This is a genomic window from Paenibacillus sp. FSL R5-0928 (genome assembly GCF_037970385.1).
In the GTDB taxonomy this organism is placed as follows: Bacteria; Bacillota; Bacilli; order Paenibacillales; family Paenibacillaceae; genus Paenibacillus_AQ; species Paenibacillus_AQ odorifer.
Genome location: NZ_CP150225.1, coordinates 2,672,381 through 2,684,320, shown reverse-complemented (window position 1 = coordinate 2,684,320; position 11,940 = coordinate 2,672,381). Strand labels below are relative to the sequence as shown.

Sequence of the window (11,940 nt, the reverse complement as noted above, 5' to 3'; positions counted from 1 at the left end):
ATAAGCTTACATTATATATGATAAATTCTTGACAAGAAACGAAGTTATCCGAACTGCCAACCCAACAGGTTCCAATAGTAGAAAAACAGAGTTATTGCTACAGCCGAAAGTGCCACTAGTGTATAATGCACACGCTTGAAAACTGTCCAGTATTTATTCTTCCAAACCAGTATAGCCGAGATTAGCAAAGCTAAAGTCAGACCAACCAAAAGGATTGGCATAACTAAACTGAGAGAAAGCGAAAGACTGATACCACTGAACTTCTGCATCGTGTCCATGGACATAACCACCATAAATATCGTGACGAAAGATAGCAGCGCCCACCCGGCAGTTCCCGCAGATAAGCGGACGGCCCACTTTTCCGGAGGCGTCATCGCCTTGATCTTGCGTCTGGAGAAGATTAGCCCAAGCAATGCAGTGATGAAAATCAACCCCGAGCCGCCAAGTATGATAAGCCAAAACTTATTCTGATTCAAGAGTGGCGTACGCTCCAGCGGCATTTCCGGTGCCAGACCTAAGAGCATATGTGTAACCTTACCGGACTCATCTGTGCGGAAGCCTATTTGTTCGGTACCTCCCTCGAGCTGGAACAGATTCGGACCGATTTCTCTGTACAGCTGTTGTTCACTACCACTTCCCAAAGATAGCTTATTCTCCTCTACCTTAACATTTAGCTGGGCAAAAAAATTGAAAAATTTATCAATATCACTGTGGTTACGGCGTGTGAATTGATAGGTTCCCGCATATTTCTGAACAGATTCCGCAGAAGTGGAGAATTCAGGCTGCTTCGCTTCAGGATCGGGATAATAACGCTCACAAAAGGCATGGACTAGGCCTGCCGCGGAATCACCGCCCTGACCGCCGTTATAGGAAACAAAGATACCTATTTGCTTGGCAGGCACAAGATAAAACTCAGTATTAAACATGGGGTCGGAACCACCATGAGTGATTAGTCTAAGACCATTGATGCGTTTCTCAGAGAACCCCAGATCTACTCCCGGCAGACGTTTATCAAATTGGTACGCCGTTGAATGCATTAGTTCTGCGGTCTCGGTTCTAAGAATCTGCTGGTCACCATATTTCCCGTTCTGCAGATGGGCAATCATAAAGTGCGCCATATCTACTGCTGATACTGTACCCGAGCCGGCAGGACGAAAGCCGCCCTCGAAGGTAGGTGTGCCAGGAATAAAACTGCCGTTCTCACTCGTGTACCCTACAACTTGATTGGGTATGAATGACTCCGGCAAAGGCTCTACCACAGTCGAATATTTCATGTCGAGCGGATCGAAAATATACTTTTGTATATAGTCATTGTAAGGAACACCGCTGACTTCCTCCACTATCAGACCCGCGAGTGTAGCCCCGAAGTTCGAATAAGAACTCATCTCTCCGGGAGGTCTTACCCGTGCCAGCATATGCTCATTAAGTGTTTCCGAGATTGATCCCGGCAATTTGGCAGGGTCGGTAGTGATTTGATAACCCACTCCACCCTCTTCAAACCCCGCTGTATGTGTCATCAAATGGCGCATCGTGATCGGCTCAGGATAAGTAGCAGGGATCTTCACTGATTTCAGGTAGGTGTTAATATCAGTGTCCAGATCTATCTTGCCTTGTTCGACCAGTTGCATCACCGCTGTCCAGGTGAACAGCTTTGTTGTTGAAGCGATTCGAAACATGCTGGTTGTCGGATCAACCGGTGCCGCTTCTTCCAGATTAGAACTGCCATAACCTTTGGCTAAAATAATCTTGCCGTCTTTTACAATGGAGATAACCGCTCCCGGAATTTGCAGCCGGTTCATATCTTTTTCCATAATTCCATCAACGAAGCTAGTCAGTCCTGCGGTATCATCGAGATTGGCAGATGCTTCAATTTGAGCTGCCGGCAGCGTGGTTTGACCCTTTTGGGTCTCAGCCGAGGCCTGTTTCCCGGGAAATACCAAGCTTGCGCCTAAGCCGGCACTAATCACAGCCAATAGGGTCAGACCAGCGATCAGCCTTTTTTTCATAGGTGTTAACATTATTATCCTCCGAGTCATCATTTATTGGGGTGGATGATCATCCGCCTAACACTTATAGAGATTATCAGAGTATTATGAATGGAACGTTAACAAGACAATAAAAAAACTAGACAGCAATCCACCCTTAAAAGGGACGGATCATAGTCTAGTTACATCAGAAAAACCTATAAAAAAATCCCATAGCGAACGTATGCCTACCACCTTACTGTAGCTCAGTCCCGATCCCTTTTTCTCTCGCCTTCTTCACGAAGTATACCGCTGTTGCGATATCAAAAACCGCCATGCCCATCGGACAAAAGAAAATCGGCTCATCTGCTCTGAGTTCATTCAGGCAATGGCGCGAGACGACATCGGTAATCATTCGGGTATCGGCACGAGTTAACCCATGTTTCAGATGGAGCTGCTGTATGTCAGTATTCTCGCGGCACACCTCATCCCAGTCGTCGACGATTATGGCCTTCACCGAAGCTAATGCCTCAGGCTTATAATCACGCAGTGAAATATTCAGTAGAAGACTACCTTCCACCGGAAGTATATCAATATATCTATGATTGGATACGGTACAGGTGATAAAGATATTGGACTTTCGATAAACGCCCGCCCACGTCTCCTCCACTTCTATCCTATCCTTATATATAGATGAGATGTCTGACAAATCTACTTCCCTTATATCAAAGATGCGGATACGTTCAACTCGATCTCCGTACAATGCCATAACCATTTGAAAATGATATTGCCCGATTGGTCCCCAGCCGATAATACCAAGATGAATCCGTTCAAGTGAACGAGCCTGCAAAAAGTGACCAATCATCAGTCCACTGATGGAAGCTGTCCTTACGATGCTGGGGAGCGGAGAGCTTAGGACGGATATAGGCTCGCCCGTAATGGGATCATTCAAGACAATGATGCTATGCGCGCGGGGAAGACCAACCTGGATATTATCCGGGAAGCTGGAAATCCATTTGATCCCTGCTGCGTTCACGTTCCCCCCTACGTATGCGGGCATTGCAATAATACGATTTTGAGGATTTTTATACCTTAGGTAAGGTTTTACGGGCTGCGCGTAATCTCCAGAATCAAGTATGCGCACCGTAGTTTCTATCGATTCCACGAGAGAAGGCCAATCAAGCCCCACCTCCCGGATGTCCCGATCGTTTAAATACAGCATTCCACAACCTCCTTTTTCCGTTCGTTAAGCAAGAACATCTCCACCGTCAGGCGAGAATTCCTGCCCAAATTCATTCTGAATCCATGGGTCAGAGTATACTGTATCGAGGTAACGCTCCCCTTTGTCATGCAGAATCACCGCACAGACAGATCCTGGAGCCATTTCTTGCTCCATACGCCTAACAGCGGCAAGGTTAGCCCCCGAGGATGCACCGGCCAGAATCGATTCATTCTGGGCGAGTGCTCGGCATCCTTTTACGATATCCAAGTCTGAGACATGCACAATACGGTCGATTAAATCCGTTCTGCAGAAAGGGGGTACGATGCCAGCACCCAGTCCCGGGAACCGCCGTTTCTCTTTGTTGCCACCAAAAATACTACTTCCCTCCGCATCGACGGCAACAATCTTAGTCTTCAGACCATGATCCCTTACATATTCCGCGAGGCCACGAATCGTGCCGCATGTACTTACGCTGCAAAACAAATAATCTACTTCGCCAAGCTCAGTCACGATTTCTTTCATGGTCGTATGGTAGTGGGACAAATAGTTATTTGCGTTTGCATATTGATTCGGCCAGTAGCTGTCCGGTATTTCCTCCAAGAGTCGCTGCACTCGATTCAGTCTAGCAGGCAGATATTCACCGGTCTCGGGGTCGGGATCGCTAACAAAGTCAATTTTTACAGTTAATGCTTTCAGAATCTGCAGATTTGTTGTGGTAGTTCTTGGATCAACCACACTAATAAATCGCAGCCCTAAATATTGGCAAATCATCGCCAAGCTAATCGCCATATTACCCGAACTCGACTCAATAATAGTAGTTTCCGGCCCGATTTTCCCTTCCTTCCATGCCTCATGGATCATCCGCAGAGCTGGACGGTCTTTCGCACTTCCTCCCGGATTTAGCAGTTCCATTTTTGCGTAGACTTCGAACTCACTGTTCTGGAACAGATTATCCAGCTTGATTAATGGTGTTTTTCCGATAGTCGACAAGATACCGCCTTGGATATTTATGTCCACCTTAGCTTTGTCCTTCTGATAATATAACTTCTTGTTCTTGACCTGCCCGCTGGCCAGCGGCTCCCCTTTAGCTACTATAATGATCTCAATATCATCAAGCAGATGGTTGCGAATCATCATCCCGATTTCCGGAATACACTCCCTGATTTCCTCTTTGATTACCGGAATAATAGAGGGCTTCACAGATTTACTCTTGATATAAATAGAGAGCGCATTGTTTTTTACCTTGACCCGAATGATCGCATCTTCAATATGACGGTATACGACCTGCTCGATATCGTACAGGCTGATCTTCTCACCGTGCTTCAGTTCTTGACCCACTCTTTTTACAATAGACTCAAAGCTTTGTTGTTCAACCCCGTCTATCATCACAGGCCTAAAATCCCTTACAACGTCATAAGTAACAAAACGAAGAGCTGGCAGCATCTTGCGGACAGTTGAGGTAAGCACCAGAATACTTTCATTGTTCCGAAGTGGCCTTACTTCTTCGTCTAACTCATGAACCCCGATTCCTTCCGCAAAAATTCCGTCGGCAAAAATGTACCTGCCATGATCATGGGAGTAATAAGCGATCGTACCGATTTCAATGGAGCCGTAAGTATCGATGATGTCTCTAGGCTCAATACCGAACATGCCAGCCATGTTCCGCTGCCACTCAGGCGGAGCAATTTCCCCTACCAAAATAATCTTGCGAATTCCGAATTCACGCGGGTTTCCGGCAGCATATACGATATGGTCAAGGATGGACGGCATCGTATAGAGCAAGTCAGGTTTAAAAGCTTTAAGCTGTTCAATATGCTGTTCGATTGGCAGTTCAAAGGGGATTGAACTTTTTTCCAATCCTAACCTTTCAAAAATGGTCAGCGCAGTATTTGCTGCATGTCCAGTGCCCATATCCGCCAACGCTCTGTTACATCCGCTTCCCGCAATAAGCTCGCCGAATAGCTTCGTTTTAATATCCACATAGTGTTTGTCATCTTCCTCAGAGTAGAGGATTGCTTTTCTACGGCCTGAGCTTGTACCAGACGTCCTATAAACAGTCCAAGAAGGATCGATGGGTTGGTTATAATAGAAGGTTTCAAGTGTTTTCGAAGACATAAGAGGTAAGTTCTGCAGGTTATAATTCGTTTTCTCCCCATCGATCAGCCCCTTGTACCAAGGGTATTCGTCCATTACTTCTTGCACCTTAATCTGCAATTTCCCGAGCAGCATCATAGCCGCCTCCCGTTGACCGCATGCTGCAGCCCAAGTTTAATAAATGCCTCCAATATTCATATGTAGAATTCTTTGCATGTGTTCTATTCTTCTGTGGTTGCCCAAGCAAAAACTGCGTATTCCCGTAATATAGCCTATAGATATATAGAACGGAGGAACAAAATGAAGGAGCCAATACGGCGGATATCCAATAAGCTGACGAAAACAAGGATACTGCTTAGAAAACAAGAGCTAAGGAAGTATATCCCGGTAACGAAAAAAATGAATAAAAACGTACTCTATGAGATGTTGCAAAAACATAAAATGGTGTACATTAAGCCCTGCTGTGGATCTTTGGGACAGGGTGTAATTCGGATTGAAAGATCACAAGATCATTCCGCCAAAAAACGACCAGCCTACAGCTATCAGTCCGGTACGCATAAACATACATTTTCTGATTACGAGATGGCTTATCGGGCAATCTTTAGCGAGACCCAAGGAAAGTCCTATTTGGTGCAAAAGGGGATTTGGCTTTTGGTTTATGAAGGAAGGCCATTTGATATCCGGGTAATGGTGCAAAGAAATCTTAAGGGCGGGTGGGAAGCTACAGGCATTGCGGGTCGCGTTGCTCATCCTCGCAAAGTGGTTACGAATGGGAGCCAAGGGGGAACGATTTATCCGGTAGAGGCATTATTAGAATCCTATACAAACGTAGAGAATAGTAGCGCCTTGATCCGGTCCATGCAACAAATTGGAGTGAACTCCGCCAGACAGCTAAACACAGCCTATCCCGGCCTGCAGGAAATCGGTGTGGATATTGCCTTGGATCGACGCCTTAAACCATGGATCTTGGAAGTAAATACAGCCCCCGATCCGTGCCCGTTTACCAAACTGAATGACACCAGCATGATTGAGCGAATCGTCAAATATGCGAAAGCCTATGGCCGCACATACAATCTTAAATGCATGAAGTCCAAACAGGGTATGGTCTGAACGAATTAGTTTGGTGATAATACAAACAGCCCTGATATATAGAAGTCTCTACCAGGGCTGTTTGTGTTGTTTTAGAATTCGGAGTCGCTCACCTTAACAAGCATCTTCCCTAGGTTCGCACCTTGGAACAATTGCAGGAATGCTTCCACCACATTGTCGAATCCTTCAACAACTGTTTCTTCATATTTTAATTTACCTTCTGTTAGCCATTTTCCAAGCTCTTGAAGGCCTTCTGACTGGCGGGCTGCGTAATCACTAAGAACGAATCCTTTGATAAGGGAGCGGGTTTTGATCAATCTGCTCTGAATACGTGGACCCATATCTCCGTCTGTACTATTATAGGAAGAAATAGCGCCACATAGTGGAATACGTGCATAATCATTAAGCAAGCTCATCACAGCATCTGAAATCGCTCCACCCACGTTGTCAAAATAAACATCAACACCATTTGGACATGCTTCTTCCAAAGCCTGGCCTAAATTTTCCGTTGTTTTATAATTAATGGTTGCATCAAAGCCAAGTTCTTTTTTTAAATAGTCGCATTTGTCATCGCTACCTGCGATCCCAACGACACGAGCGCCTTTGATTTTGGCTATCTGTCCAACAAACATCCCCACTGAACCCGCTGCCCCAGACACTACGACAGTCTCTCCTTCTTTCGGCTGACCGATATCAAGTAAACCGAAATATGCAGTGAGCCCTGTCAAACCTAGAACACTTAAGTAAGCCGATACTGGTGCAATCGAATCATCGATTTTGGTTACTGCTTTAGCATCTACAGTATTATATAACTGCCAGCCCAGCATACCGATGACTTTATCTCCAGCTTTGAATAGCTCCGATTTGGATTCTACGATTTCTCCCACAAGTCCTCCAGCGATGACTTCATTAAGCTGATACGGAGGAACATACGATTTAGCATCATTCATTCTTCCCCGCATATAAGGATCCACTGATAAATACAACGTACGTACAACAACTTGTCCTTCTTTTGCTTCAACTACAGGAATATCTTTGAACTCGAAATTTTGCTGGGTTGGCATGCCTACAGGACGTGAAATTAACAGGACCTGTTTATTTTTCAACTGATTCATAGATCACTACTCCATTAATATTTATTTTTGCTGCTACCTATAACTATTAACCAAACCCTGTACATGATTATCAAATAGTTATAAAACTATCAAACTATTAAGAAAAATTATAGGTTTCCGGACAGATTATAAACTGCCCAAGAAACCCGGTAATAATTCGCAAAACGTATCCTCTCGAAGCTGGCTAATCTTATTCTGCCCCATACGTGTGACACTTACTAAATCAGCTTCATACAAAATCTTCAGATGGTACGACACATTGGATTTGTCCATTCCCATAGATTCACCAATGGACCCACATGTATTGTTCTCCTTATGGTGATGAAGATAACGAATCATTTCAATTCGTTTCACTTCTGCTAATGCTTTAAAAATCTTCACTCGCTTTTCATCATCTTTTAAGGAATATTGTTCGATAGTCATAAAACTATTGTATTCTTCTAATTGCGCAAAGTCAATTTACAATCCCATTTCTTAATCGGTTTCATTTTTGTATAATATACCAATCGGCATTAGCGCGGCTCTATTTATTAGGAAGGAGGAGTGGTAGAAATGGACATTACCAAATATGAAAATCTTGTACCCCGTGTTTTTTTGTTCGTTGATCGCCGATCCTTCCCGGATTGGGAGATTACGAGGAGTAAAATTGATTTCCATGATCTTACCTTCATCGTAGAAGGGAAGTCTGACTATTTTATTAATGGAGAGAAATTCACGGTTGAAGCCGGAGATATGCTTTATGCCCCTTCTGGCAGCATTCGGGAAGCTCAGACCTTTAAGGAGGCACCAATGCGTTCCTTTGCCTTCAATTTCTTCTGGGAGGGTGAGGACAATCATGTGCAGCTCCCTTTTGAGACTGTAACTAGGAATTGGAGAACTAAAGAGATTCTAGAGGATATTAAAGAATTCTCACATGTCTGGATGGGCAAACAACCTTTCTACAAAATGAAGGCCCGGGCCATCTTTCAACTGATTGTGTACCGCTTATTAAGTATCGCCCACCATCAAGAAACACCTCTGATAGATCTAAGAATCCAAAAAGTGATGACCTATATCATGGATCATTATTCGGAGGAAGTCACGATCAAGGAGCTGGCAGATTTGGTTGCCCTAAATCCCGTATATCTAGGTAAGCTATTTAAGCAGAACACTGGCTCCACCTATAAAGAATTTATAAACAAGGTGCGGGTGAACAATGCTGAGATGATTCTATCGGCAGGTGGCTTTAATGTGTCCGAAGTGGCAGCTCACTGTGGTTATCAAGATGTCGCCTACTTCAGCAACGTTTTCAAAAATATAAAGGGTTATCCTCCGTCATCTGCCCTGAAATAACGGAGGATTCGAAGCAACAACCCAGTTGTTCGCCCTTTTAATTCAACCTAACTAAGAATGGACGCCGTCCCGCTAGTATAAAAGCTCTCCTCCGGCCCTAAATAGGAATAAGGAAGCTGGGCAGCGGACAATACAAGCTTTTGCAGAACCAGACCCGCATCCAATCCGTAAAAGCGGAGGGTATGAAGACCCTTTGTTAAAGCATGGCTGGTGGTCACAGCATGAATATTGTCCATAACCGCGCGGCACCATGGTTCATTATCATGATTGCCGCCTTCAAAGTTCGTTGGTAAAGCACCCTTAATCACGGGTGCCTGATCATCGAAACCTATCGCATATTTCAACCCGCTAGTTTGTGACAGATTGTTTGTCGGCGCAATATACGCGGTTAAGCTATAATCGGTGTCCTGCTGCACTAGAATCCGATATTCCAGATAAGGTGCATCCTCCGGTTGTTCAAAAGATACAGCATCCGGAAACATTTTAACCGAGGATAAAGAACGTCCATAGCTGTCAATGGTCTTCCATACCACCCCTGATTTCGAAACACGAGTTATGGTATGCTCCGCTTCAATGGACACGATATTATGGGCCTCGATAAATGTCATCGGTGGCACATCCGGAATGTCTATCCAATCCACGGCTGCCTTCACCTTAACTATATTTCCGGCACCGGAGATCGTAATTTCGCCCGTCGATGTTTCTTTGACCTTCTCCCAATCTACGGAAACCTGAAGCGTCTCCCCTGCCTCAATCCAGCCGCGTATTTTCTCAAGCTTGATCCAATCCACGCTGCTCCGCACCTGATATTCAAAACCCGCTTCTCCACCGTTACTGATTGTGATGCGATAGTTTTCTTTTTGAAGATTTGTAATTACCGGAAGATTAGCTGTGCCGGAAACATACGCTTGTTCCGTTCCTTCCACATCGACAATCATTAAAGAACCTCTGGCGGGCGTCAAGCTGTTTACATCCGGATATTTCCACCCTTCTGCATTCCAATGTATATACCCTACATGAGGGGAACTCATCATTCCCTGCCATTTCCCATCCGAAATTCCGCTATTATAAACCAGCTCCAGATGCTTATCCCTTTCGATGGTTTCGCAGGTCAGAGCAGCGTAAGTATTTGCCAACATACTATTTCGTTTAGCGTATAGATGGTTCAGTCCTGCATAAATTTGCATTTTGACCACATTGGCCGAGGCAACAGCAGGGAAATATACGAGCTGGAAGTAAGCATCCTTTAGTTGTTCCGGGATTAGCTCATCGTATTTGTTGGCAGCCCTCTCGATCATCACCGCTTGCTCCAGAACTCTGTGCGCCTCATTGTAATGGATAGGACTGAAGGTGGACGGATAAGTAATTTCAGGCTTGCGCCGACCGTTCATCCGGGTATAATCACCTAACAATTGTGCGATTCCCAGACATGTCTCTTGTTCCAGCGCATATCCGAATTGCTGCTCTACCCAACGGTTGGTGTATTCCACAATCCGATTGATTACACCTGTCCCCCATGCCTCAAAATCGTAGGCCAAATCCAGAAAGTAGGAAATGGGCAATTCCATAGGCTTCAAATCTCCGACGTTCACAATCCATACATCACGGATGCCATAGTCAAATGCCATACACATTTGCTCCCAGACTTTTTCAAGCGGGGTCGTATTTAACCATTCATAGGAATGCGGACCACCATGATAGTCAAAATGATAATACATCCCCCATCCTGCGCTGCGGTTACGTTCGTTTTTCGTCGGGATTTTGCGGAGATTGCCAAAGTTATCGTCAGCAAGCAGGATCGTAACGTCATTCAGAACATCCCAGTCCTTCAACCCTTCCACCCCGGCAGTGCCATACCAGTACTTCTCAACTTCCTTATAAACGGCCAAAATTTGCGGTGCATGTTCAAGATTGTATTTCTTCAATAGTTCTTTTTGCGTAAGTATAATATCCTTCAGCAGATCAATATTCTCCTGGTCGGAGCCCTCCAGCGCAGAGTCACTTTCCCCCCGCATGCCTAGGGTAATCAAGTTATCAAAGGCCTGATTGCGCTTGATTCCGTCTTCCCAGAAATCTGTAATCGCCTGTTTATTACGGGCGAAATCCCATAGGTTACTTGTTCCGTATTGGCTGTATACCTTCTGCCATTCACTGCCTGCCCGGAATAAGGGTTCATGATGGGAGGTCCCCATAATAATTCCGTATTCTTGTGCATGCTTGGCGTTGGCAATCGGGCTGCTTTTACCATTCAGGCTGAATTCGGCGCTCCACATCGCCGGCCATAAATAATTCCCCTTCAAGCGAAGAATGAGTTCAAATACCTTGTCATAGAAATCTTCATTAAAGTCACCAAAGCTTTGAGTTACCCAAGAACCTAAAGACGGCCAGTCGTCATTCAAAAAAATACCTCTATATTTAACCGAAGGCTCCTTGGAGATCACATGAAGCTGGTTATCAGGAATGGACAATGCCGGCTTCTTCTCCGGCACAATATCCGCCCAGTACACCCAAGGACTAACTCCAATCTTTTCGGAGATCGAATACAACCCGTAAATCGTCCCCCGTTTATCACTTCCTACAATGACGAGCGCCTTGTCCACTCCCGCTGTGGGTTGTTCAACCACCTGAATTTTATAACATTCTCTTTTACCTTGGAGGGCCGATACATCAACGGTTCCCTCCGCGATTAAATCATCGATATAATCATTACTCCCTATCGACCCAGCGATTATGACTGTTCCATCCAACTCGTTCAATTGTGTATATATCTCAGGCTCTACCTCTGTTACCTGTTTAACATCTGCTGCAAAAGACTGTGCCACCCGGCGTAATCCCTCATAATCTTTCCCCTTGGGGTCTACGTAAATCATGGCAGCACTGCCCTGCTTCACAAGGTGCAATTCCTTCGTAGGCATGATAATTCTCCCCTTAAGCATCCTATTTTCGTATGACTAGGCACATTATATAAGTAAGCGATTTCAACTTCCATGTGTAAACTAGCAACTTTTTGTAATTATTAAATGAAACTTTGTTTATCGGTTGAACAATCTGGATATTTGGTGTTACTGTTAACAGGTATTCCTTCTAACAGAAATATGTTTTTTTGCAAGCGCATCCATAACAA

General features: G+C 44.8%; 8 protein-coding genes. 2 read left to right on the top strand and 6 right to left on the bottom strand.

Translation table 11 applies throughout. From position 1 onward, the window contains the following. Positions 1-44: 44 nt before the first annotated feature. The 3 genes from MKZ16_RS11910 to sbnA all read right to left on the bottom strand — a co-directional run bounded on the left by MKZ16_RS11910 (position 45) and on the right by sbnA (position 5,418). Positions 45-2,018 carry a serine hydrolase domain-containing protein gene (locus MKZ16_RS11910; protein ID WP_076104644.1) on the bottom strand — a complete coding sequence of 658 codons (1,974 nt, stop codon included), beginning with the start codon at positions 2,016-2,018 and terminating at the stop codon, positions 45-47. A 202-nt stretch (positions 2,019-2,220) separates the two neighbouring features. Next, positions 2,221-3,186 carry a 2,3-diaminopropionate biosynthesis protein SbnB gene (locus MKZ16_RS11905; RefSeq protein WP_076104643.1) on the bottom strand — a complete coding sequence of 322 codons (966 nt, stop codon included), beginning with the start codon at positions 3,184-3,186 and terminating at the stop codon, positions 2,221-2,223. A gap of 24 nt (positions 3,187-3,210) precedes the next feature. After that, positions 3,211-5,418 (bottom strand): 2,3-diaminopropionate biosynthesis protein SbnA, encoded by a 2,208-nt coding sequence (sbnA, locus tag MKZ16_RS11900; protein WP_339815731.1) that lies wholly within the window; start codon positions 5,416-5,418, stop codon positions 3,211-3,213. Between the two features lie 162 nt (positions 5,419-5,580). Here sbnA and MKZ16_RS11895 point away from each other — a divergent pair, with 162 nt between their 5' ends. Beyond that, positions 5,581-6,390 carry a YheC/YheD family protein gene (locus MKZ16_RS11895; protein ID WP_076104642.1) on the top strand — a complete coding sequence of 270 codons (810 nt, stop codon included), beginning with the start codon at positions 5,581-5,583 and terminating at the stop codon, positions 6,388-6,390. Between the two features lie 71 nt (positions 6,391-6,461). On the opposite strand, the gene MKZ16_RS11890 is transcribed toward MKZ16_RS11895, so the two are convergent. Beyond that, the gene (locus MKZ16_RS11890; RefSeq protein WP_076104641.1) at positions 6,462-7,484 is read right to left on the bottom strand and encodes an NADP-dependent oxidoreductase; all 1,023 of its coding nucleotides are present in this window, start codon (positions 7,482-7,484) and stop codon (positions 6,462-6,464) included. Positions 7,485-7,610: 126 nt separating this feature from the next. After that, positions 7,611-7,907: a helix-turn-helix transcriptional regulator gene (locus tag MKZ16_RS11885; RefSeq protein WP_076104640.1), complete on the bottom strand. Its 297-nt coding sequence runs from the start codon at positions 7,905-7,907 to the stop codon at positions 7,611-7,613. Between the two features lie 129 nt (positions 7,908-8,036). Between MKZ16_RS11885 and MKZ16_RS11880 the strand changes: the two genes are divergently transcribed. Further along, the gene (locus tag MKZ16_RS11880) at positions 8,037-8,816 is read left to right on the top strand and encodes a helix-turn-helix domain-containing protein (protein ID WP_051491630.1); all 780 of its coding nucleotides are present in this window, start codon (positions 8,037-8,039) and stop codon (positions 8,814-8,816) included. 47 nt (positions 8,817-8,863) lie between these two features. Here the strand turns inward: MKZ16_RS11880 and MKZ16_RS11875 are convergent, their stop codons facing one another. Continuing rightward, entirely contained in the window at positions 8,864-11,731 is a 2,868-nt protein-coding gene (locus tag MKZ16_RS11875) for a glycosyl hydrolase 115 family protein (protein ID WP_076104639.1), read from the bottom strand. Positions 11,732-11,940 lie beyond the last annotated feature (209 nt).

Coding starts and splice junctions, on each gene's coding strand:
- MKZ16_RS11910 (WP_076104644.1), bottom strand. CDS start 2,018: ATGTTAACACCTATGAAAAAAAGGCTGATCGCTGGTCTGACCCTATTG.
- MKZ16_RS11905 (WP_076104643.1), bottom strand. CDS start 3,186: ATGCTGTATTTAAACGATCGGGACATCCGGGAGGTGGGGCTTGATTGG.
- sbnA (WP_339815731.1), bottom strand. CDS start 5,418: ATGATGCTGCTCGGGAAATTGCAGATTAAGGTGCAAGAAGTAATGGAC.
- MKZ16_RS11895 (WP_076104642.1), top strand. CDS start 5,581: ATGAAGGAGCCAATACGGCGGATATCCAATAAGCTGACGAAAACAAGG.
- MKZ16_RS11890 (WP_076104641.1), bottom strand. CDS start 7,484: ATGAATCAGTTGAAAAATAAACAGGTCCTGTTAATTTCACGTCCTGTA.
- MKZ16_RS11885 (WP_076104640.1), bottom strand. CDS start 7,907: ATGACTATCGAACAATATTCCTTAAAAGATGATGAAAAGCGAGTGAAG.
- MKZ16_RS11880 (WP_051491630.1), top strand. CDS start 8,037: ATGGACATTACCAAATATGAAAATCTTGTACCCCGTGTTTTTTTGTTC.
- MKZ16_RS11875 (WP_076104639.1), bottom strand. CDS start 11,731: ATGCCTACGAAGGAATTGCACCTTGTGAAGCAGGGCAGTGCTGCCATG.